The following is a 23,585-nucleotide window of genomic DNA, read 5'->3' as shown; positions in this document are numbered from 1 at the left end:
GGCAGCTCAAGTCGGGAGAAATCCTAGATGCGTATTCTGAAGCTTGCGCAATCCTATGCTTCGACTGGCGTTGGCCAAGAGGGCCACGTCCGGAACCCGAATATCGGTCTCGCTTGCGGCGCTGACGTTGTCACAACCGGTCAGCCGCGATCGAAAACCGGGCAGTCCGAGGATGGCGTCAGCAGCGAACGCCGCCCCCCTACGATCTCAGTAATTATTTGTGCCTACACTGCGGACAGGTGGGCACTGCTGCTGAAGTCGGTGGCCTCGGCTCAGGAGCAGACATTGCAGCCCTGCGAGATCATCGTATGCGTCGACCAGCCCCTGTTCCGCCGTTGTGCCGTCCAATGGGCTGACTTCGCTGCATCCACCCCCCCGATACGGGTGATCCAGAACAAATGGGACGGGCATCTCGGGTCGGCCCGAAACACGGCAGCCGAGACGGCTGCCGGAGAGATCCTGGCGTTCCTGGATGACGATGCGGCGGCCGACAAGGACTGGCTCGAGGTTCTCACCGCCCCGTACCAGGACGCGCGCATCGGCGCCGTCGGCGGGCGTCCCATTCCGGTGTTCGAGGTTGGCCGCCCGGCCTGGTTCCCTCTACAGTTCGACTGGGTGTTCGGATGTGCTTACGATGGCCTTCCGACCAGCCGAGGCCCTTCGGCCCACCTCATCGGAGCCAACATGTCGGTGCGGCGGACCCTCCTCGAGCAGGTGGGAGGGTTCCATTCCGACCATCACGACGACATGGACATGTGCCACCGCGTGGCGCACATCAAGGGCAGCGAGGCAGTCATCTATGAACCGGCGGCGACCGTCCGCCACTTTGTGCCCGCCTCACGGCCGACCTGGAAGTACTTCTGGCGCCGCTGCTTCTTCGTCAACAAGGGGAAAGTCGAGGCCTTTGCCCAGATGGGCGACGCCGCCACACTGGGTGCCGAGACCCGCTTCGTCTGGCACGCGCTGACCAGGGGCGTTCCGCGCGAGATTTTGCAAGCGGCCAAGGGCGACGCCCACGGGCTGGCGCGATGCGCGGCAATAATCGTTGGCGTGGGTCTTGCCGCGGCAGGCCATGTCACCGGCCGGATCGCGCTGCTGCGCCGCCTGCGCCGGCTGCGTCAGGCCAACAAGCAGATACTGGACGCAGCCGCGCAAGGTATTAGACGTGGGAAGTAGATGCCGTCTTCGCTAATCATCGGGTCGGGTCCGGCTGCAGCCGCCGCCGTGTTGGCGCTGTCCGAAAAACCGGACGAGAAGATAACCGTGTTCGATCCGGGCACCGTGCTGGACGCGGAGACCCAGGAGGTAATAGCCAGGCTGTCCAGGCTGCGTGTCGACGACTGGGATGAGGAGGACGTCCGCCGGGTCAGCCTGCAGCCCAAGCGGGTCCAGTCCGACTCGCTGCCTGAAAAGAGAAGCTACGGATCCGATTTCCCGTTTGCCAACAAGGGCCAGCTCGACCGCGTCCATTCCGTGGGCAGAGTGAACCCGGCGGTCATATCGAGCGCCTACGGCGGGTTTAGCAATGTCTGGGGGGCCCAAATCATGCCCTTCAGCGCCGCCACGTTCAAGGGATGGCCGGTCGACTTCTCGGATATGGAAGAGCACTATCGGACGATCCTGGGTCACATTCCTTTCGCTGGAGAGTCCGACGATCTCGAGGAGTGGTTTCCGCTCATCGGATCCCCGGACCCGCTTCCGCCGCTGGCGCCGCGGACACAGATGGTCCTGGCCAATTACCACCGGCACCGCGAGCGAGTGCGCTCCACCGGCATAACGATAGGCCGCGCCCGGCTCGCCTTCGCTGCCCCCGAATGCCAGCCCTGCGGCCTGTGCATGACCGGGTGCCCACGGTCGCTGATCTTCTCGGCCTCGCACAGCTTCGATCGCTTCCGGCGAAACGGGAGGATCGACTACCGCAGCGGGTTGCTCGCGGTGCGAGTCGAACAGGATGGCGACACGGCCGTCGTGCACGCCCGGGAACTGTCGAGCGGCCATATCCAGCGATTCACGGCCGACCGGGTCTTCGTGGGCTGCGGAGCAATCGGGACCACAAGGCTGATGCTAGGCTCGCTCAGGTCGGACCAGCCGGTACATCTTTCGGAATCTGCTCAGTTCGTTCTTCCAATGATTTCCATGAAGCCAACACCCGACCCACGTGCAAGGCGCGAGTTCACACTCAACCAGTTCACCATGGTCATCGCCCGGGACGACGAAGGCTTGGATGTTTCACAGATTCACTTCTACCCGTTCAACCAGGCATATTACGATGCGCTTCCCGGGTTCCTCAAACACCGCGCCGCCGCCTTCGCGACCGATCGGCTGCTCAGCCGGTTGACGGTAGGCCTGGGCTACTTGCCGTCCTGGGCATCACCTAAGATCCGGGTGAGCGCCCAGCTGTCCGCAGCAGCTCCTGACGAGCTTCCCCAGATTACCCTCACTTCGGAGGGCTTCAGCAAGGCCAGGGTCAGGGGCAAATGTGTGCCTCCGATGCTGCCTGACGTAATAAGGCGGATCCGCAAAGCGGCACCTTACCTGGACTTGTGGCCAGTCACGCCGCAGATGCTATGGTCGGGCGGAGCCAAGAGCTACCACTTTGGCGGCAGCTTTCCTCACGCCAATGAGCCGGACTCCGGGAGTGCGACGACAGACCGCCTCGGGCGGCTGGCGCGCTGGGACCGGATCCATCTCATCGACGGGTCGGTTTTCCCAAGTGTTCCGGCAACCACCTTTACCCTGACGGTGATGGCTAATTCGCATCGCATCGCTCGCGAAGCGATGCAGCTGATGGCTTGAGCGTTCGATGCGGGTCGGTATCACCGGAGCGAACGGATATGTCGGGACCATCCTGCGTGCCGCCTTCGCCGAACAAGGGCATGAGGTCATCGCGTTCGCCCGTTCGAACCGGGTGACCTCCGGGCCTGCCGCCGGCGTCACTGAGTGGCGCCCGTACGAGATCAAAAGCCCACTGTCGGGGGCAGCATTCAGCGACCTGGATGTGCTCATCCACGGCGCATGGGACCTGACCCTCGTCAGCGCCGGCGATGTGTGGGGCACCAATGTGTCCGGCTCGCAGCACCTCCTCCGCAATGCGGTCGACGCGGGGGTTCGCCGGGTCATTTTCATCTCCTCGATGTCCGCCTGGGAGGGAACCCAACAGTTGTACGGTCAGGCGAAGCTGGCCTGCGAACGCACCGCCGGCAGTCTGGGAGCTGTCTCCACCCGGCTCGGCCTGGTGTACGGCCCTGGTTGGGGCGGGATGGCAGGCGCGCTCCGCAAGCTCACCACGCTGCCGGTCACACCCCTGATCGGGGCGCGCTCCCATCAGTTCATGGTGCATGAGGCGGACATGGCAACCGCCATGGTGCGAATTGCCGAGTCGGACATGCCGCTGCTGGAACCGGTAGGGCTGGCCAACCCCGAACCGGTGCCGTTCCGACAGCTCATGAACGAGATCGCCGCATCGCAAGGCAGAGCACTGCACGCCGTCCCCGTGCCCTGGCAGTTTGTCAGTGGCGCGCTCAAGGCAGTTGAGGCCCTGCATGTCCCCCTGCCCTTCCGATCCGACTCCATCCTCGGGCTCGTGCGCCCGGCGCGTGCGGTTCCCGGCGTAGAGCGGCTCAGGCAACTCGGTATCGAGTTTCGGAGCTTCTCGCTGGATGGCGACCGCCCCTCATCCGGGGCATTGCGTCGGTATTCTTAGTCGAAGGCCGGTTCGATCCGCCAGAGACGCAAACGGCGAAACTTTGCGGCCGGCACGATCGCAAGGATCCGCGGCAGCGTCGCCGCACAGGCGGGCGCGATGCGATTCAGTCCGGATCAGCAAAATGGGGCTACCCCCGAGGAATAATCGCGGATCGAAGAAAACCATGCAATGATTCACAAAGACGCAAGAGACGCATGACCTCAAAGACGAGCGCAGAGGTTAACGCCGAGCCCCCGTCGAATTCCCTGTTTGTCCGGCGGTGAAGGCTTGCAAACGGAAGTCATTGCAGAATCCGGAGGACTTGTGGCGCGAAAGCTTGCGCACAAGAGGTAAGGGGCAATCCGATTGGGTGAACCGCGCGCCATCTTCGTATCGGGAGTGGCCGGCTTTGTAGGAAGCAGGCTTGCAAGGATCTTTGTTGACCGCGGATATCCGGTCTTCGGCTTTGACAATCTGTCGCGAGGCTCTCGGGAAAACCTGAACGGACTTCTCTCGCATGAGAGGTTCTTTTTCGAGAAAGTGGATCTCTCAGACGCGGCTGCGGTGAGAACCCGATTTTTGAATTGTCACGGTCGCATTCCGATTTCCGAAGTCTGGCACATGGCTGCCAATTCAGACATTCCCGCAGGAATCGCCGATGCCTCTGTCGATCTGCGCGATACCTTTCTGACGACGTTCAACGTGTTGGACGCAATGAAGGCGGCAGAGGTTCCGTTCCTTGCTTTCGCTTCCAGCTCAGCCGTGTACGGCGATTTGGGGGAGGCTCCGATCAGAGAGGATGTCGGGCCGCTGCTGCCGATTTCCAACTACGGCGCCATGAAGCTCGCATCGGAAGCGCTAATCAGCGCAGCCGTCGAGAATTGGTTGGCGCGGGCCTTGATTTTTCGCTTTCCGAACGTGATCGGCGTTCCGGCAACACATGGCGTCATTCTGGATTTCGTCAGAAAGCTGAAGATCACACCAAACAAGCTGAATGTCTTGGGATCGGGCCGGCAACGGAAGGCCTATCTTCACGTCAATGACCTGATCGATGCGATCGTCTACCTGCGTGCAAACGCATCCGAGCGGCTTGGCTGCTACAATATCGGCCCCGAGGACAAAGGGGTAACCGTCAGCTTCATAGCGGAAACGACCGTCGAGGCCGTCGCACCGGGCGCGGGGATCGAATACGGATTTGAAGATCGCGGTTGGACGGGGGATGTTCCCCGGTTTTCCTATGACGTAGCAAAGCTCCGTGCACTCGGTTGGCGGCCCCAGCTTGGATCGGCCGACGCTGTCCGAAAAGCCGTCGTGGAAATCGTGCGGCAGGAAGGACACCCGTGATGCAAGCCGTGGTACTTGCGGGTGGTCTGGGGACACGGCTCAGGGGCCGGATCGGTGATTTGCCCAAGTCGCTGGCCAACATTGGTGGCACGCCGCTTCTCGAGCATCAAATCCTCCTCGCCAAGCAACACGGGATCGAGAGGATCTTGATCCTGGTGAACCATGCAGCCGAGCAGATCGTGGAATTTTGCACTCAGCGCGGGAATTGGGGGATTGACGTTCGTTGTGTAGATGACGGTGCACCTCGCGGGACTGCCGGAGCGGTTCTGTCTGTTTTGCATCTGCTCGACGACGACTTCCTCACCATCTACGGCGACACGATGCTCGACGTCGATCTCACCCGCTTCAAGTGCTTCCATGAAAAACACAAGGCAGCAGCCGCAACTGTTTTCACCCATCCGAATGATCACCCGCAAGATTCCGATCTGATCGAAACGTCGGAAGATGGCGTGGTTGCCGCGTTCCATCCTTATCCACACGATCCCGGTTGCTTTTATCCCAACAAAGTCAGCGCGGCTCTTTACTACATTCGAAGACAAGCCCTGTACCCGTGGCGCGCCGCGGCAACTCCGCTGGATTTTGGCAAAGATCTCTTTCCTGAAATGCTTCGGGCCGGCGCGGAGATCAGAAGCTATAGCAGCCCTGAGTACATAAAAGACGCGGGAACCCCGGCGAGACTTGACAAGGCCTGCGCCGACCTTGCCTCCGGCCGCATAGCCCGAGCTTCACTCGCTTCTCCGCAGAAAGCAGTATTTTTGGACAGGGATGGGTGCATCAATGTCGACTATGGGCACATCGATCGTCCCGAACGCTTCGAACTGATCGAGGGGGCCGCGGCCGCGATCGCCTGTTTCAACCAGGCCGAATACCGGGCAATCGTCGTCACCAACCAACCCGTTGTGGCGAGAGGAGGATGCTCTGTACGAGACTTGCGGATGATCCATAACAAGATGGAGACCGAGCTTGGCCGCCACGGGGCTTTTGTCGATGCCATCTACTACTGCCCGCACCATCCAGACCGCGGCTTTGCCGGCGAGGTTGAAGCGCTAAAGGTCCACTGTGAATGCCGCAAGCCCGCCACCGGGTTGGTCGACCAGGCGGTCGAGGCGTTCAATATCGATCGCAGACAATCCTGGGTCATCGGCGATTCCTCTGCCGACGTCGCACTCGCAAAACGGTCCGGCATCAGATCGATTCTGGTCGAGACGGGCGCGGGCGGGCTGGACAGCAAGTATCATGTCATGCCCGACTATACCGTCCCAGACTTGTTCGAGGCTGCCAAGTTCATTCTCACCGTTCACCCGACCTTGGTCGACACGGCATCTGATCTGATCGCGCATGTGAAGCCGGGTGATGTGTGTTTCGTGGCAGGGCTCTCCCGGAGCGGAAAGAGTGTCCTTTCCAGCGCTATCGCCGAGGTGCTTCGCGGCCGCGGCATTGATGCACAAGTCGTTGCCCTTGATCGCTGGATACGGTCCGCCGCCGATCGCAAGGCAACGGTGATGGGTCGCTACGACATGAACGAGATCAGGAAGGTTCTAAGCCGCCTGGTCGGCGTTCGTTCTCGCGAGACGCTCGATCTGCCCTACTACGAAAAGCTGAGCCGCATATCGCATCCAAGATCGGAAAAGATAAGCATTTCTCCGGAAACCGTCCTGGTCGTGGAAGGATCCGTCGCTCTTTCGCTGTCCGATGTGGTTTTGCCCGGTCGTGCACACACATTCTTCGTTGATATCGATGAGGAGCTGAGGAGGTACCGAGTAACGCGGGAATACTCGCGTCGAGGCGTGGATCGGGAGGCTGCAGCGCGTATCTACAGCTCCCGCCAGGAGGACGAGACACCAATCGTTCTGGCATCGCGGGCGCGCGCCAACCATTGTGTCCGATTGCGGGCGATCGAGCTGATTGAGGCCGTGGGATGATTATCAGCCAGACGCCGCTTCGAGTGAGCTTCGTGGGAGGTGGCAGCGATCTGCCTGCCTTCTATCGGGAGGAAGGCGGCGCCGTCCTAAGTGTTGCTATCGACAAGTACGTCTACGTGAATGTGAACCGCAAGTTCGATAACGGCACTCGAATCGCTTATTCCAAAACGGAAGAGGTCGATAGCGTTGAGGATATCCAGCATCCGATTGTCAGGGCGACGATGGGATACCTTGGGATATGCGGGGGCGTTGAAATAACGACTATTGCCGATATTCCATCCAAGGGAACCGGACTTGGATCATCGAGCGCTTTTACGGTTGGCCTTCTGCACGCGCTGAACGCGTTCCGAGGGCAATATGTCTCCAAGGCAAAGCTCGGTGCCGATAGTTGTTGCATCGAGATCGAACTTTGTGGCGCGCCCATTGGAAGGCAGGATCAATACGCCGCCGCCTTCGGCGGATTGAATCTCATCGAGTTTCACTGCGATGACAGCGTTTCGGTGTCACCGCTCATATGCCCGCGTAATTTCATCGCTTCGATCGAGAAGCAAGTTCTCATGTTCTACACCGGCATTACTCGCAGTGCTTCGGACATTCTCGTACGCCAGTCGGAGGGGATCGCAAAAGCGCCGGACAAGCGCAAAGCGCTGAGGCGGATGGTCGGGCTCACCTATCAGCTTCGTGATGAACTACATCGATGCAACCTCGACGCCTTCGGCGAAATCCTCCACGAGAACTGGCTCTTAAAAAAGAGCCTCTCTGAGGAAATCACGAACGATGCAATCGATCACTGGTACCAGACCGCAATGCGGGCGGGTGCCACGGGCGGCAAGCTGCTGGGAGCAGGTGCAGGAGGTTTTCTCATGTTCTTCGCACCTCTCGATCGCCACGACGCCATCAAAGCGGCCCTAGGGGACCTAAAGCACTTCCCTGTCAAGTTCGACTTCGCCGGGAGCCGCATCGTTCACTATCAACCGACATCGGAGTCCACCCAATGAAACATTTTGGCGGCAGTAATCAATCAACCGACATCGGAGCCCGCTCAATAAAAAATGTTGGCGGCAGTGCTCAAGGCTATTTCAAGAAACTCGAGATCGTCCTGGCTTCATTGGACCACCAAAGCATCGATGATGCAGTGGCCTTGGTCGCGCAGGCACAGGAGGATGGCAAGCAGATAATCACGCTTGGAAATGGTGGCAGTTCGCTCACGGCGCTGCATTTCATCACGGACTGGAACAAGAGCATCTATCTTTCCACGAAGCGCCCGTTTCGTGGCCGGACGCTGGTCGACAATGTGGGCCTTACGTTTGCATACGCGAACGATGTTTCTTTCCAGGATGTGTTCGTCGAGCAGCTGAAGAACATCCTGAACGAGGGCGACTTGGTCATCGCAATATCGGGAAGCGGAAACTCGGAAAACGTTCTGCGCGCCGTTCGATACGCCAATGATCATGGCGCAGTTACGTTAGGCCTTTGCGGATTCGGCGGAGGCACGCTCCGGCAGATCGCCCAACATGTGGTCTGGGTCAATGTGAATGACATGCAAATTGCGGAGGATATACATTCCATGTTCGGGCATGTCGTCATGCAGCGTCTTTGTCTTGCGAGTACACAAAAGTGGAGCGATCGGCGACAGCGGCGCAGCGCTGCTGGAGGCTTCAATGCAAATCCAGCTAGCGCCGAGACGGGCTGGCAATCCTGATCGAGAACAGGCGATGCCCCATTATCGGCTCTACGTTCTGGACGAACGCGGCCAGTTCATGGGCGGGGTCAACCTTGCCTGCACGGACGACGGCGCGGCGCAAGAGCACGCCAGGCAGTTAGCAGACGGCCACGAGGTGGAGCTTTGGCGACTGGTTGCGCGGCTCAGATCTGACAATCCACGGGGCCGTCCCGCGGCGACGAAACCCCTTCGCGCACCAGGGCCACGTTTCAGCCATTTCAACAAGCCGCCCAAACGCATCCTGGTGCCACCCAGATCTTGAACGCCATGATCGCTATGCAGGCACGTTGGGGTCGCGAGTGAACGGCCTGTCTGGTGCCGTCGGCGCGGCGCCCGATGACGCCAGCCTTCCACTATGCGAACGACCGCTCGAACCCAAGCTGCGCAACATTTTCAGCCAACGGACACGGTTTGGCAGGACGTCGGGAAGGCGGTTCCAGTGCGGCCGTTCGATCACTTTCCATATTAGAATGTGTTAATAAGTTATGTTAGTAATTTGTTAACAGGCATTCTGCCAGCCTCATTCTCGCCGCAAATCGTGGTAGGGTCGCCGACGTCACGTACATCATCCTTAATGATCAATTCATGCAGGTACAAAACGATGTGAGTGAATAAGTTAAGAAGCGGAAATGCCTGCGTTTTGCTTGGGTGCGCGGGTCGAATTAAAACAAAAAAGACGCAATGAACCAAGGATCTACCGTGCTTATACTACAAGGCATGCTTGGCTGTGCTCCCGCCGGGCGAGATGTGAGCATTCCCGTCGACAAAACCCGCCACCGATGATGCGTTCGACGTTAGGCTCGCTCGACAATATGTCTAGTGCGAGGCCTTCCAAACCTCAGTTACTTTGAAATCCATTCGCAGTGCCTGACTGCGAGCAGGCGACATGTCGCGCAGCTTGGCGATGCGCGGCAGTGGAGTTCTCTATTTTTTTCAGCGCCAAAGAAGGATCTCGGAATGACTCTTTCCGCCCCCGCAGGCTATACTTCCAGCGACCTCGTCTACGAGGAAAACTTCTCCGGCACGACGCTCGGCAGCGATTGGAATACCTACATCACCAGCAATGCCGCCGACGGCTGGGCATGGAATAGCAATGGGTCGGGAGGAAGCACGCCGGGCGGCCCATATAATGCCGACTACGATATGCCGAGCCAGGTGTCGGTGAGCAACGGGTACCTGGATCTCACGGCGATCAAACAGGCCATCAACGGCGTAAATCAGGGTGGGGTGTCACAGACATTCCCGATCACGTCCGGCGCCGTCAGCAGCTATGGCAACTTTGAATTCAACGGCGGCTACCTTCAGATCAGCATGAAGGCGCCGAGCGGCGACGGCGCATGGCCAGGCCTCTGGCTGATGCCCGGCGATGGCGCGGGCAGCAGCGGCGACAATTTCGAGCTCGACATACAGGAGGGTGGATTTACCGGTTCGGGGTCGGCTGACAACAACTTCTCCTGGCACCTCCACGGGCCATCAGGGTGGGTCGGCGACACTATCGACAGCGGCATCGACCTCACGGGCGGCTTCCACACTTACGGCATCAACTGGGTGCCCGGTGAATCGATCACCTGGTATCTGGACGGCAAACAGATGGCGCAAGTGACCAGCGCCCAGGTCGCGATCCCGGATGAGCCGATGCAATTGATGATGAACCTGGGGGTCGCGAATGACAACGCGAGCGGGTGGCATACGGCTCTGGATGGTTCGACCCCATCGTCGATGCAAATGCTGATCGACGGGGTTCAGCTTTATCAGAAGGCGGGCAGCGGCGACACCGTCACGGGCGCCAACGTCACTCCCTCGACGACGTCATCGACCCAGACCCCGACGACGCCGACGGTCCAGCCGGCGGTGACTCAGGTCGCCGCTTCGCCGGGAACGGGAAACGAGCATGCCGGCGATGCCATCACATTGACGGTCGCCTTCAACAAGGCCGTGACCGTCACGGGCACGCCTACACTGTCGCTCAATGACGGCGGAAAGGCCAGCTATCTCAGTGGCTCTGGCACCAGCGCGCTCACCTTCCGCACCACGGTCGCTTCGACCGACAAGGATACCTCGGCGCTCGCCATCACCGGGGTCAATCTTCCGAGCGGCGCGAGCATCAAGGATGCGTCCGGTGTTGCGGCGAACCTCTCGGGCGCGGTGAAGACGTTCTCCGGGCTCCAGATCGATCCGATCTTGCCGGCGGTGACGCAGGCCACAGCCTCGCCGGGAACCGGCACCGAGCACGTCGGAGACACGGTCACGCTGACACTCGGCTTCAACGAGGCCGTGGCGGTATCGGGCACGCCGACGCTGTCGCTCAACAATGGCGCGACCGCCACCTATGTGGGCGGCTCCGGAACGAGCGCGCTCAACTTCCGCATCACGGTCGCGTCGACCCACACGAGTACCTCGGCACTTGCCATCACCGGGGTCAATCTTCCGAACGGTGCGAGCATCAAGGACGCCGGCGGTGTCGCTGCGAACCTTGCGGCCGCGGTGAAGACGTTCTCCGGTCTCCAGATCGCGACGTCATCGGCAGCCCCAACAACCCCAACCACCCCAACGACCCCCACCGTCCCTACAACCCCCACCATCCCAACAACCCCAACGACCCCGTCAGTGATCGCGCCGGTCCTCACCATCGCTGACAAAACGCTCGACGTGAGCGGGCTGGGCGGTACGGTCGACCTCGGGGTCAAGGTGACAACGACCGACCCCAACGACCTCGTGACCGTGAAGGTGACGGGCTTGCCGAGGTACGAGACGATCACCGACAAACTCGATGGTAAGACGTTTAGTGGCAAGAACATCACCTTGACGGCAGCGCAGGTCGACAGCGGATTGACGCTGCAATCGAACTACAGGGGCGCGGCTCATCCGGTGGCGACGCTGACGCTGACGGCAACGGCGAAGGACCCGGTCACCGGCGCCGTCGCAACAGCCTCGCCGCAGACCATCGCCGTAACGGATCCTCGGCCTGCGACCATCACAACGTCGTCGCTGGCGGTCACCCATACGGATCGCAAGCTTGCTCCCGCCAATTGGCAACGGTCCTTGGCAGCCCAGGGCTCTGCGCTGCTGAACGAGCACAGGGACCTGGTCGCCGGCGCCACCAGAACCTTGGCGCCCCAAAACACCGCCATGGCGGATCACCCATTTGCGACCGGCACAGCCAGAGCGTCGCTGGCAAGCCAGAGCTTTGCGCTGCTGAGCCAGTACTTGGCCGGTAATTCCGGCCCGGTCGATCCCGGCCAGATCGTGGCTTCCTTGTCGAATAATGGAGGCAATTGGAATCACGACTCGTACCTGACCAGACCGCAACATTGATCGCCGCCGCACCCGGGGGTTCGGCCCTGGGTGCGGCGCCGTCAAGTTTGTGAATGCAAGGGGGATGGAACGCGGACGTATCCGCGAAGGGTTGTGCCAAGATGGCGATGCAGAACGAGAATACCCATGCCGTAGACCTGGGACTTCGATCTTTGGCTCTGTTCCTGCGCTCTCATGGCGTAGACGCCAAACTCAACCAGATCCGCGAGCGCTGTGGCGGCGGCAGTGCAATCGGCATCCGCGCGATGCTTCGCTGCGCCCGCTCGCTCGGGCTTGAGGTCGGTTCGCGCAAGACACATTGGAAACAACTTGCGAGCGTCCGACTGCCTGGCATCGCTTCGTTGCATGACGGCGGGTTTCTGCTTCTCGGGAAGGTCGACGACAACGGAGCGGTTGTGCTGCATCCGCCCTTGTCAGGGCCGAAGCGGCTCACGCGCGAGGAATTCGAGGCAATCTGGGACGGCCGTTTGATCCTGGCCGGATCACAGAACCTTGCGCAACGGGCGCTTCATGCCCTTGCCGGCATGGCTACCCGCGGGCGTGATCTGGTACGCCGCGCCCGCGATACCGTGTTGCCTGCGCGGTTCGCCGATCGACGCGATACGGCCGTCGAGGCGGCGAGCACCGCACCCGAAGGCGGCGATGATTCAGGGCTTATTGCCTTGGCGATATTGATGCGTTGCCATGGCATCGCGGCCGACCCAGACCAGATCCGGCATCGGATGGGCGCGGCGCCAGTGGGCGTTACCGAAATCCTGCGCTGTGCAAAAGATTTTGGACTCAAGGCTCAGGCACAGAGGACAAACTGGAATCGGCTTGCGGTTACTCCGCTGCCTGGAATCGCCGTGCTTCGGGACGGTGGATACCTGATCCTCGGCAAAGTTGTCGACGACAAGCTCCTCGTTCAGCGCCCATCGTCGCCGCAACCCATCACAATGACCCAGGCCGAGTTCGAGGCCATCTGGGACGGCGGCATCATCCTGATGACCCGGCGCGCGGCCCTGACGGATCTCTCTCGACGGTTTGATATCGGCTGGTTCCTCGGCGCGGTCCACAAGTACCGCTATCTTCTCAGCGAAGTGCTTGTCGCGTCGTTCTTCCTTCAGGTTTTCGCCCTTCTCTCACCGCTATTCTTCCAAGTGATCATCGACAAGGTGCTCGTGCATCGAAGCATGAGCACGCTCGATGTTCTGGTCACTGGTCTCGTCGCGCTGACCGTTTTCGAAACTGTTCTCGGCACGCTGCGCGTCTATCTGTTCGCGCATACGACGAACCGCATCGACGTCGAGCTCGGCGCCCGGCTGTTTCGTCACCTGATGGCGTTGCCGATCGCATATTTCCAGACACGCCGCGTGGGGGATTCGGTTGCACGCGTCCGCGAGCTCGAAAATATCCGCCAGTTCCTGACGAGTTCGGCGCTCACGCTTGTCATCGATCTCGTCTTCACCGTCGTTTTCCTTGCCGTGATGTTCTATTACACGACCTCGTTGACGCTGATCGTTCTGGCGTCGTTCCCATTCTACATCGGCATTTCCGCGGGGGCTGCGCCACTGTTTCGCCGGCGCCTCGATGAGAAATTCGATCGCGGCTCGGAGAATCAAGCTTTCCTCGTCGAGACCGTCACGGGCGTCGAGACGCTGAAGGCCATGGCGGTCGAGCCGCAGATGCAGCGCCGCTGGGAGGAGCAACTCGCCGCCTATGTGACCGCAAGCTTTCGCGTGCTGAGCCTGAACAATACTGCGAGCCAGGCGGTGCAGCTGATCAACAAGCTGGTCGTCGCCGCAATCCTGTACTTCGGTGCCAAGCTCGTGATCGGCGGCGACCTGACCGTCGGCGAACTCGTCGCATTCAATATGCTGGCATCACGCGTGAGCATGCCGGTGCTGCGGCTCGCGCAGATTTGGCAGGATTTCCATCAGGCTCGCCTGTCGATCGATCGTCTGGGCGATATCCTCAACACCATTCCCGAGCCAAGCTTCAATCCTGGCCGCGCCGCGCTGCCGGCGATCCGCGGGCGGGTGACATTCGAGCACGCGACTTTCCGCTACCGGATCGACGGCCCCGAGGTGCTGCACGACGTGTCGTTCAGCGTCGAGCCCGGTCAGGTCATCGGCATCGTGGGCTCCTCGGGCTCCGGCAAGAGCACCATTGCTAAGCTGATACAGCGGCTCTATGTGCCGGAGAGTGGACGCGTGCTGGTCGATGGCGTCGATCTGGCGATGGTAGACCTGACCTGGCTTCGACGCCAGATCGGAGTCGTCCTGCAAGAGAACGTGCTCTTCAACCGATCCATTCGCGAGAACATCGCGCTCTCTGATCCGGCCATGCCCATGGAGCGCGTCATTGCTGCGGCATCGCTCGCCGGTGCTCACGATTTCATCCTGGAGCTGCCAGAGGGCTATGACACCGTCGTCGGCGAACGCGGTAGCAGTCTTTCCGGCGGGCAGCGCCAGCGTGTGGCAATCGCTCGGGCACTCATTACGGACCCGCGCATCCTCATCCTCGACGAGGCGACCAGCGCCCTGGATTACGAAAGCGAGCGCGCCATTCAGCAGAACATGAAGCGAATTTCTGCCGGCCGGACCGTCTTTGTCATCGCTCATCGGCTCTCGACTGTGCGTCACGCGAACCGGATCATCACGATCGAGCATGGCCGCATCGTCGAGGACGGTACCCATGAAGACCTGATCCGCTCGAACGGGCGTTACGCAAACCTCCACTATCTGCAGGCTGGCATCCATGAAGTCCGCTAGTCAAAACATCGTCGAATTTCCGGGAGTCAAACTTCGTCGCCACGAGCACGAAGTTGCGTTCCTGCCAGCGGCGCTCGAAATCACCGAGTCGCCGCCGTCGCCGATCGGGCGCGCGATCGGGGCGAGTATCATCGCGGTCTTCTGCTTCGCGCTGGCGTGGGCGTGGTTGGGCACAGTCGATATCGTCGCAACCGCGACGGGCAAGATCGTGCCAGGCGGGCGCACCAAGCTGATCCAGCCGTTCGACACGGGCGTCGTCCGCGCCATCAACGTACGCGATGGACAGAGCGTAAAGGCTGGCGACGTCCTGATCGAGCTCGACCCGACCATGGCGGACGCCGACCAGGAGCGCCAGAAAAGCGATCTCCTTTCGGCCGAACTCGACGTCGCGCGGCTGCGCGCGGCGCTCGCGGAGGATCCTCTTGCGGCCTTCCGGCCGCCGCAGGGCGCGAGCGCAGCGGAGATCGAGATGCACCGCCAGTATCTGGTCAGTCAGCTCGCCGAACAGAACACCAAGCTCGCCGAGATAGATCGCGAGCAATCCCAGAAAGAAGCGGAACGATCGACCACTTTGGCGAGCGGGGCGAAGCTCGAGGCGACGATACCGCTGCTGCAGGAGCGGGTCGACATTCAAAAGCAGCTCGTCGACAAGGCACTTGCCTCGAAGGTCCTCTATCTCTCCGAGTATCAGGAGTTGGTCGGCCTTCAACAGGATCTCAACCTGCAGCAGAGCCGGCTGCGCGAAGCCGACGCAGCCATCGCGTTGCTAAGGGAAACGAGGGAAAAGACGACCGCGGAGTACCGGCGCGCGACCTATGAGGCGCTCGCGAAAGCCGAGCAGAGAGCTGCGAGCACTGGGCAAGAAGTGATCAAGGCTGAGCGGCGCACGAAGCTCCAACAATTGACCGCGCCGGTCGATGGCGTCGTACAACAACTGGCCGTTCATACGGTGGGAGGCGTGGTGACGCCCGCTCAGCCACTGGCCGTGGTGGTGCCCAGTGAGAGCCATCTCGAGATCGAGGCCATGCTCTCCAACCGAGACATCGGATTTGTCCATCCGGGACAGATGGCGGAAATCAAGGTCGACACATTCAACTTCACCCGCTACGGGCTTCTTCATGGTGAAGTGGTCAGCGTGTCATCCGATGCCATAGTTCGCGACCGGCAACCGACCGGGTCGAACGACCGTGCGTCGGGCGCAGCGCAGAGCGACAGCGAGCCGAGAGATCAGGAACTCCAATATGCCGCACGCGTTTCACTTGACCGTACGGACATGCAGGTGGATGACAAGCTCGTCAAGCTCGGTCCGGGCATGGCGGTGACGGTTGAGATCAAGACCGGCACGCGCAGTATCATCGGCTACTTCCTCTCGCCTCTGGCGAAATATCAGCAGGAATCGCTACGCGAGCGGTAAAGCCGGCTTCCAGACGACGAACCTCCGTCGGGCCCGTCACGCTCCGAAGAGAACGCGGCGCGGTCCGCCATCCTTGTAGCCCACCCTTCCCGTCGGCGCCCGAGCAGGATGCGCGACGTATCCTCTCGGCTGTCGGCAGGCATGCTCCTATTGGATGAGTGGGTGCGGACCAAGGGCTACCCCCAATTCATGAAGAGGCCTTGGGTTCGGCAGCGTGCTAGGATTCCGCCCAGAAGTGCGGAGGGGAAACCGTGGCCCTGAACATAGTCGGCCAGGCTAGGTTGAACACGCTCGCTTTCGAGACCAGTGCGCCCACCAGGGCCACCGGCTTTCGGGAACACGACGCGGGTTGGTGGTTCGGGCACCTAGGCCCCGAAAAGGAGCCCGAGAGGGACTGGACATGCCGGACCGGATCGTAAGTTTTGTCATGAGCGGCGGCGTCGGCTCACGGCTGTGGCCGCTGTCGCGCGAAGACAACCCCAAGCAGTTCCACGATCTTTCGGGCGACGGCTCCATGCTAGCGAAGACGGTCCGGCGCCTCAAGGCGCGGCCGGATGGCGAGACGCCCATCTACCTCATAGCGTCCGAGCGGCATGCCGACCGCCTTGTGTCGGACATCGGTCCGCTCGGCCTCAATGGCGGCAGACCGATTTTCGAACCCGTAGGCCGCAACACCGCCGCGGCGGTCGCGATCGCCACGCTGCAGACGATATCCGAGCATGGCGGCGATGCGCTTGTGCTCGTGGTCCCCTCCGATCATGAGATATCCACCGAAAGGCAATTCTGGGAAACCGTCGAGACGGGCAGGCCGGCGGCCGCGTCGGGACGGATCGTCGTATTCGGCATCAAGCCGACACATCCCGAAACCGGGTACGGTTACGTCGAGGTGTCGGCGAATGGCGACGGGGTGGCCGCCGTCTCGCGTTTCGTCGAGAAACCCGACGCCGAGACCGCCCGCCACTATGTGTCTTCGGGACACTTCTACTGGAACGCCGGCATCTTCCTGTTTCGCGCCGACACGATGCGGCAAGCGTTTCTCGACTTCCGGCCCGACATCTGGGACGGCGCCGAGCGGGCGTATAAGACCGCACGGGCCGATATTTCCGGCATCTATCTGCCGCAGGGCTTCTACTCGGCTGTCCCGTCGACATCGATCGACTACGCTGTCATGGAGCATGCCCACGGCATCGCGATGGTCACGGCCTCCTTCCGCTGGAATGACCTTGGATCGTGGCAATCGCTGCTGGAAGCCAGCCCGACCGACCGCGACGGCAACGTCGTGATGGGCGATGTCGTCGCCATGGATTGCGACAGTTCCTACCTGCGCAGCCAGGGCAGGCTGCTGACCGTCATCGGAATGAAGGATGTGGCGGTGGTGGCCACGCCTGACGCGGTGTTCGTCGCGCCCGTAAGCCACAGCCAGAACGTGAAGAAGGTCGTCGAACAGCTGGAGAAGAGCGGACGCCTCGAGACAAAATTCACGGCGTCGGAAGACCGCGTCATTGTCAGCGGATCATGGCGCAAGCGCGTCGAGCACTGGCTCTTCGAGGAAACCCTGCCGCTGTGGTCGACGGCAGGTGTCGACGATGTGCATGGCGGCTTCCACGAGGCGCTCGGTTTCGATGCAAGGGCGCTCGGAAAACCCAAGCGCATGCGCACGATGGCGCGCCAGATCTATGCGTTCGCGGTGGCCAAGGAACGCGGCTGGGACGGACCGGCCGACAGGCTCATCGACCATGGCATCGGCTTCATCGCCAAACACGGCCGCAGCGACCGCGGCGGCTGGGTGCGCACCCTCAATTGCAACGGCAGCGTGGCCGATCCGGCGGAGGACGCCTACGACCATTCCTGCGTGCTGCTGGCGCTTGCCCACGCTCATCGATGCGGCCATGGCGACGCCTTGCGGCTTGCCCAGGAGACATTTGGTTTCATCGACAACCATCTCGAGGACGGCAGCCTGAATGGCTTCCTCGAGAGCCCCGGCTGGAACGGAGTGCGGTTCTCGAACCCGCATATGCACATGCTGGAATCCTTCCTTGCCTGGCATGACGTCACCGGCGACCGCGCCTATCTGCGCCGGGCGGCGCGCGTCATCGATCTCTTCCGGTGCCATTTCTTCGACCAGGAGAGCTGGACGCTCGGGGAGCGTTTCGACGTCGACTGGCTGCCTCTGCCGGGCGACGACGGACAGTGGACCGAACCAGGGCATCATTTCGAATGGGCCTCGCTGCTCGTCGAGTTCTCCCGGGCGAGCGGGCAGAAGGACCTGGTCGCCTATGCGAGGAAGCTCTATTCGTCGGCGGTCGCCAGCGGACTGAACCGGGCCACGGGTCTGGCCTATGCTGCCGTGTCGCGGCACGGGATCCCCCTCGACCGGCTCTCTCGAAGCTGGCCGCAATGCGAGGCGGTCAAGGCGGCAGTCGCCCTGGACGGCATTGGCGGACCCGACCTGAAACCCGAGATCGAAGCGCGTGTCGCCCGCCTCTTCAGATGGCATATCGATCCGGCGCCGCTCGGGCTGTGGGTCGACAGGATCGACGAGCGCGGCAGGTCAGCGGCGACGGAGGTCCCGGCCAGCATCTTCTACCATCTGGTCACCGCGCTGATGCAGTATCTGGACAAGACCGGAGGACAGGTCGAGCCCTTCCCAATGCCAGTTTCGGATACGGGCAAGGCCTCGCTCAGGCAGGTCAACGCCTGACCCGAACGGCCCGGCATGCATTGCCGAGCCGAGGCGATTGCCGGGGAGACGCGGCCTTCATTCCGCGAGCCCAGGCGGATGCAGCGACAGCTCGGCTTCCAAACAGGCATCATCCAAAGGGACGAGCTCCGGCTGGCTGCCGGCACGCGTTCGCCAAGCACGAATTCCGGTCGAGATCGGGCCGTTCCGATGGGTAGTACGACGAGCATCCGCCTTTTTGCTAAATTAGCAATTGCAGGAAAATGAATAAGATGCGGGCTTAGCCGGCGCCCCCCAAAAGACGCTGGTTAGGCCCAGCGGCCACCCAACTCGTACCCGCGTCTGCTGGGCCGCCTTAAACCCGCAGCCGCCGCCGTGTCTGCGACAACTCCGCCAGCCTATTCGACAATCGGAATCAGGACGAACAGTGTTCGGGCCGTCCGCCACAGGCCGACGAGTTGATCTCGATTCTCCAAGACTACAAATATCTGGTATTTCGGGAGGCTTGGGTTGGCACGCGCACAAAATGCAAAATCTTTGCGCAAACCCACCGGACACCAGGCCGATGCACCGACGACATCGCTAGGGCGAAAGCGAGCATTACCTCGTTCGCAAGTCTATTGGGCGACTTGCGACACGGCTGACATCAGTTCCTGCGGGCTTGGCGCCCCAAACATGTGTCGCCCACCCTCTGGAACCTCGGTGAAGCTCCAGCGGACAATGCCCTGCCGGTCCAGCAGGAACTGACCTATCAGTTGTCCGTGTCCGGTCGCCATCATCTGCTCGTCGGCTTCGGTCACTTCGTACTGGTCCTTGTTGTTGAGGATTTCGCTGGCCGAAAAAGGATCCATTGGACCGGGCAACTCGCCCGGTACGTTGACCCGCATATCCTTTGCCGCTGCGATCGAGACCTTGTAGGGCCAATTCGTCTCGTCTTCGGTGAATTCGAGATTGGGCAGGCCAAAAGCGCGATGTGAAGCACGTTCAGGGTCGGAGGCCGCAAGCAGGTTCGGCATCGGGTGGTAGCGGAAATAGAGACGCGCCCGTTCGATGGGCGTGTTGACCACCGTCAGGCTCCCCACGCCCTTTTCGCGCAGTTCCGGATCGAGCCGCGCCTGGGCGGCGATATGGCGCCGGCAAAACGCGCAGTGCAGACCTCGAAACAGGCCGACCAGCACCGGTTTTTGGCCGCGAAAGTCGTCAAGCGCAATCTTGCCCTCGTGGGTGATGGCGTCGAGTATCACGTTCGGCGCACGGTCGCCCGGCTGAAGCGGTATCAAGTCAATGCGCGCTGACATTCCAACCTCCCACCCCGGCTAGTCGAGAAAAGGCAGCACCACAAGCCCTTCCGGGTCGAGCCCGTGCTGGGCGCATATACCCTGCGCCAGGGAAAAGTAGCGTTCGGCCTCGGCCAGATTGTCGAGGTCGAGATTAAGCGTTGCGAGACCATCATAGCACGGAAACAGCAGTTGCGGTTCGCCCGTTTCGCGGGCTACCCCCAGTGCTTCGTGGAACAAGCCAACCGCCAGTTCCGGACGGCCGTTGCACTGGTGGATCTGCCCTAGCACGATTAACGGCACCGACAGGTGCTCGCGCTGGTCGAGCGCCCGGTCGATCTCGATGGCCTTCTCGGCGGCAGGCACGCCCTCCGTTGGACAGCGATCCGTGAAAGTACAGCAAGCGACCGCCAGATTGGCGAGGAGGCGCGCCTGGAAGCCCAAATCACCAATATGGCGCGCCACTTCGAGGCCACGCCGACAGACCTCCATCGCCTTTGTCGGATCGATGGTTGTGTAAAGCACGCCGAGATTGGTGTAGCCGCGGCAAGCCGTGCCCAGCAGGCCGGCGGCTTCGGCCAATTCAATGCTACGCTCTACCTGGCTAACGGCTTCGCGGTCTCGCCCAAGACGAGCCAAGGCGACAGCCTTGGTGTTGAGTGCCTCGGCGGTCACAAGGGTGGCATCGCGCCCTACCTCGGAGACATGCTCGGTTGTCAGAGTTCCGACGCAATCCAGCGCCGCGTCTGCCCATTTCGCCGCGAGGGCGTGATCTCCGCTACGGAACGCCTGTCGGCCACGTTCTTGCCAGAGATGCGCCTGCTCGACCGGAGCATCCGCGCCATCGAGGAGCGCTGCCGCTTCGGCATAGCGGGATACTGCGTTGTCCCGCTTGCCGACGTCCCAGAGCAGCCGACCGATCTTACGCAAAACCCGCGCCGAAGCGACACGATCGGCGGACGCGCGATATGCCTGCAGCACCGTCTCGTAGTGCTGGTGCGCGACGTCGCGACGGCCTAACGGGCCGCTCAGATCGGCGACGCGCTCTGCGATTGCCAGTTTGAGCGGTGTTTGCCCTATTTCGCCCAATGCAGTCAGTGCTCGCTCGTAGAAACGAAGGGCGTCGTCGTTGGCGTATATCGTGCGAGCGCGATCCCCCGCCGCCTGCAGGTAATGCGCGCCCCTCTCCCGCTCGGCGCTCTGTGCGAAATGATGACCGAGCGCGGTCAGATCCTCGAGCCGTTCCGGCTTGTCGCCGCACAGTTGCTCCAAGGCTGTACCGACCCGCCCGTGGATATCGGTCCGGCGTTGCAGGAGCAGGTTCTGGTAGATCACGTCCTGCAGCAATGTTTGCGTAAAGCGATAGCTTTGCGACGAGACCGATCCTGATCCGACAACTTCCTCGATGATTTCCGCATCGCAAAGCAGTTCGCAGCCCGCTTCCAGGCGGCCGGGGTCGGCTGTCACGGCTTTCAGAAGTGTGGCATCGAAGCGCGGGCCGATCACCGCGGCTTCCTGGGCCAACCGGCGCACCTCCGGGGGCAGCCGGTCGACGCGGGCAAGCAGCATTGCCTGGATAGTGGCGGGAATGCCGGTTGCGACTTCGCCTGCCACAGTCCGCCATCGCTGGCCCTCGCGCACCAGGACACCGCGATCGATAAGACCGCGAACGATCTCCTCTACAAACAGGGGGTTGCCGCCCGCACGCTCGAGGATCTGGTCGAGAAGTCCGCCTGCCGAGCTCACCCAGCTCTCGCCGAAAAGCGCCGCCAGCAATCCGCGTCCGTCATCGCTGTTGAGCGGCGAAAGCCGGAGCGCTGTGTGACTGACCCGACTTGAGTCGAGCTGGTCGTTGTCCGGCGCCGGACGATGCGTGACCAGCAACATCAACCGCGTGCGTTCCAACTTATCCATCACGAAACGCAGTGCCTCGAGCGAAGCGGCGTCGGCCCAGTGCAGGTCTTCAACGACAATCAGCAGCGGCGACAAGGCAAGCCGCCGTTCGATGATTGTGCGGACTGCGTAGAGAATTTGCCGCCGCAGCTGCTCGGGCTCGACATGCTGCAGGGTGGCATCGGGGTCGCCAAGGCCAAGCACATGGTAGAGCAAAGGCATCAGCCGCTTCGCCTCCTCGCCCTGCAGGCCGAGATCGGTAAGCAAGGCTGCGAGCTTCTCCCGCATTTCGTCGCCATTGTCGTTTTGCATCATCCCGGCAGCGCTGCGCACCACTGCGCCCAAGGCGCCGAATGATTGTTCGCCCAGCGGTGAGCACGTGGCCTGCCGCACGGCGACGTTGCGAAAACGATCCTCGTCGCCGACGCGGGCGACGAACTCCTTCACCAGCCGCGATTTCCCGATACCGGCTTCTCCGACGAGGCGGACAAGCTGGGCCGAGCCGCCGCACGCCTGGTCAAGGCTCGCCAGCATTCTATTGAGCTCGGCACCGCGACCTATTAGAGGCGCACCGAGGCCGAGCGCCTCGAGCCCACGCGCTGCACGCGGCGCCGCAAGCGGTGCGTCCAGTCGATGGACGAGCACACTGCCAGCCTTGCCGCGAAGCACGACGTCGCCCAGCGACTCGTAAGAGAAGGCATGCCGGGTCAGCCTGTGGGTGAGCTCGCCTACCAGCACCTCGCCCGGTGCGGCCAGCGATTGCAGCCGTTGCGCCGTATTCACTGTGTCGCCGGTCACCGAATAGGATTTGGCGGCGCCGATGCCCAATCCTCCGGTAACGACCGGACCAGTGTTTATGCCGATGTGGAGCAGCAGAGGCGAGCCGGAACGGGGGGCGCTTTCGCCGAGCCGCGCCGTCCTGGCGATCATGTCGAGAGCGGCGCGAAGCGCGCGTTCCGGATCGTCCTCATGCGCGACCGGTGCGCCGAACAAAGCCAGCAGTGCATCGCCGATGAATTTGTCGACGAAACCACCGAAGCTTCGCACGGCCGCCGTCAATTCCTTGAACAGTTCGTTCTGCAGCGTCTGCATGACCTCGGGGTCGAGCTGCTCGCTGAGTGTCGTGAAGCCGCAAAGGTCGGCGAACAGGACCGTTACCGTCCGGCGATCGGCGTCAGAGACGGGATGCAGCTGTTCTTCGCTCTCGACCTTCGCAGGCTGCGACGCAGGTCGAGAAGGCGGCTCAAGGGTTCGGCTTGGTGTCGGAGCAGGCCGTTCGACCGGCTTTGCCGGCGCGCCGAGGCTTGTCCCGCATTTCGGACAGAACTCGAAATCCGGTGCGCAGAGGTAGCCGCAACTGCCGCATGGCACGGGCTGGCGCCTGCCACACTTCGGACAGAAAGCGAAACCGCTTTCAACCTCGAAACCGCAGCCTGAGCAGTCCATGGAGCAAGACCTCACTCGCGGCCGTGGCGGCGTGATCTCGCCAAGCGCTTCACGGCCACGGTATTCACAAGCATGAACCGATAGAAGCCGACCAGCAAGCGGCAGCGCAAATGGGCATCGAACGACCCGTGCG

The 23,585-nt window shown here is 61.8% G+C and carries 13 protein-coding genes; 11 read left to right on the top strand and 2 right to left on the bottom strand.

Features of this window, described 5'->3' with window-relative positions:
• Positions 1-27 precede the first annotated feature (27 nt).
• The 11 genes from EN846_RS04880 to EN846_RS04830 all read left to right on the top strand — a co-directional run bounded on the left by EN846_RS04880 (position 28) and on the right by EN846_RS04830 (position 18,857).
• Positions 28-1,176, top strand: coding sequence for a glycosyltransferase (locus tag EN846_RS04880; RefSeq protein ID WP_127309824.1), 1,149 nt, complete (start codon positions 28-30; stop codon positions 1,174-1,176).
• Positions 1,177-2,796, top strand: a complete 1,620-nt coding sequence (locus EN846_RS04875; RefSeq protein ID WP_127309823.1) for a GMC oxidoreductase — start codon at positions 1,177-1,179, stop codon at positions 2,794-2,796.
• 7 nt (positions 2,797-2,803) lie between these two features.
• The gene (locus EN846_RS04870; RefSeq protein ID WP_127390826.1) at positions 2,804-3,703 is read left to right on the top strand and encodes an NAD-dependent epimerase/dehydratase family protein; all 900 of its coding nucleotides are present in this window, start codon (positions 2,804-2,806) and stop codon (positions 3,701-3,703) included.
• A gap of 348 nt (positions 3,704-4,051) precedes the next feature.
• Entirely contained in the window at positions 4,052-5,029 is a 978-nt protein-coding gene (locus EN846_RS04865; RefSeq protein ID WP_210212288.1) for an NAD-dependent epimerase/dehydratase family protein, read from the top strand.
• Entirely contained in the window at positions 5,029-6,951 is a 1,923-nt protein-coding gene (locus EN846_RS04860) for an HAD-IIIA family hydrolase (protein ID WP_127390825.1), read from the top strand. Before EN846_RS04865 ends, EN846_RS04860 begins: the two co-directional genes overlap by 1 nt.
• Positions 6,948-7,949: a GHMP kinase gene (locus EN846_RS04855; protein ID WP_127285299.1), complete on the top strand. Its 1,002-nt coding sequence runs from the start codon at positions 6,948-6,950 to the stop codon at positions 7,947-7,949. The genes EN846_RS04860 and EN846_RS04855 overlap by 4 nt, the downstream gene beginning before the upstream one ends.
• Positions 7,946-8,653: an SIS domain-containing protein gene (locus EN846_RS04850; protein ID WP_127285298.1), complete on the top strand. Its 708-nt coding sequence runs from the start codon at positions 7,946-7,948 to the stop codon at positions 8,651-8,653. The genes EN846_RS04855 and EN846_RS04850 overlap by 4 nt, the downstream gene beginning before the upstream one ends.
• 978 nt (positions 8,654-9,631) lie before the next feature.
• A complete protein-coding gene (locus EN846_RS04845) occupies positions 9,632-11,989 on the top strand; it encodes a glycoside hydrolase family 16 protein (RefSeq protein WP_135858495.1) in 2,358 nt (785 codons plus the stop codon).
• A 101-nt stretch (positions 11,990-12,090) separates the two neighbouring features.
• A complete protein-coding gene (locus EN846_RS04840) occupies positions 12,091-14,742 on the top strand; it encodes a type I secretion system permease/ATPase (RefSeq protein ID WP_189340381.1) in 2,652 nt (883 codons plus the stop codon).
• Positions 14,729-16,156 (top strand): HlyD family type I secretion periplasmic adaptor subunit, encoded by a 1,428-nt coding sequence (locus tag EN846_RS04835; protein WP_127285033.1) that lies wholly within the window; start codon positions 14,729-14,731, stop codon positions 16,154-16,156. The genes EN846_RS04840 and EN846_RS04835 overlap by 14 nt, the downstream gene beginning before the upstream one ends.
• Positions 16,157-16,556: 400 nt before the next feature.
• Entirely contained in the window at positions 16,557-18,857 is a 2,301-nt protein-coding gene (locus EN846_RS04830) for an AGE family epimerase/isomerase (RefSeq protein ID WP_127309697.1), read from the top strand.
• A gap of 596 nt (positions 18,858-19,453) precedes the next feature.
• Here EN846_RS04830 and EN846_RS04825 read toward each other — a convergent pair.
• Entirely contained in the window at positions 19,454-20,134 is a 681-nt protein-coding gene (locus tag EN846_RS04825) for a redoxin domain-containing protein (RefSeq protein ID WP_127309698.1), read from the bottom strand.
• An 18-nt stretch (positions 20,135-20,152) separates the two neighbouring features.
• Positions 20,153-23,452 (bottom strand): adenylate/guanylate cyclase domain-containing protein, encoded by a 3,300-nt coding sequence (locus tag EN846_RS04820; RefSeq protein ID WP_127309699.1) that lies wholly within the window; start codon positions 23,450-23,452, stop codon positions 20,153-20,155.
• Positions 23,453-23,585: the final 133 nt, after the last annotated feature.

This window comes from Mesorhizobium sp. M4B.F.Ca.ET.203.01.1.1 (assembly GCF_004791025.1).
Lineage (GTDB): Bacteria > Pseudomonadota > Alphaproteobacteria > Rhizobiales > Rhizobiaceae > Mesorhizobium > Mesorhizobium abyssinicae.
The sequence above is the reverse complement of the archived record's forward strand: the minus strand, read 5'-3'. Positions and strand labels throughout refer to the sequence as shown.

What these genes read in the sequence shown, in the direction of transcription:
- EN846_RS04880 (WP_127309824.1), top strand. Translation starts at nt 28, where the DNA reads ATGCGTATTCTGAAGCTTGCGCAATCCTATGCTTCGACTGGCGTTGGC.
- EN846_RS04875 (WP_127309823.1), top strand. Translation starts at nt 1,177, where the DNA reads ATGCCGTCTTCGCTAATCATCGGGTCGGGTCCGGCTGCAGCCGCCGCC.
- EN846_RS04870 (WP_127390826.1), top strand. Translation starts at nt 2,804, where the DNA reads ATGCGGGTCGGTATCACCGGAGCGAACGGATATGTCGGGACCATCCTG.
- EN846_RS04860 (WP_127390825.1), top strand. Translation starts at nt 5,029, where the DNA reads ATGCAAGCCGTGGTACTTGCGGGTGGTCTGGGGACACGGCTCAGGGGC.
- EN846_RS04855 (WP_127285299.1), top strand. Translation starts at nt 6,948, where the DNA reads ATGATTATCAGCCAGACGCCGCTTCGAGTGAGCTTCGTGGGAGGTGGC.
- EN846_RS04850 (WP_127285298.1), top strand. Translation starts at nt 7,946, where the DNA reads ATGAAACATTTTGGCGGCAGTAATCAATCAACCGACATCGGAGCCCGC.
- EN846_RS04845 (WP_135858495.1), top strand. Translation starts at nt 9,632, where the DNA reads ATGACTCTTTCCGCCCCCGCAGGCTATACTTCCAGCGACCTCGTCTAC.
- EN846_RS04840 (WP_189340381.1), top strand. Translation starts at nt 12,091, where the DNA reads ATGGCGATGCAGAACGAGAATACCCATGCCGTAGACCTGGGACTTCGA.
- EN846_RS04835 (WP_127285033.1), top strand. Translation starts at nt 14,729, where the DNA reads ATGAAGTCCGCTAGTCAAAACATCGTCGAATTTCCGGGAGTCAAACTT.
- EN846_RS04830 (WP_127309697.1), top strand. Translation starts at nt 16,557, where the DNA reads ATGCCGGACCGGATCGTAAGTTTTGTCATGAGCGGCGGCGTCGGCTCA.
- EN846_RS04825 (WP_127309698.1), bottom strand. Translation starts at nt 20,134, where the DNA reads ATGTCAGCGCGCATTGACTTGATACCGCTTCAGCCGGGCGACCGTGCG.
- EN846_RS04820 (WP_127309699.1), bottom strand. Translation starts at nt 23,452, where the DNA reads ATGGACTGCTCAGGCTGCGGTTTCGAGGTTGAAAGCGGTTTCGCTTTC.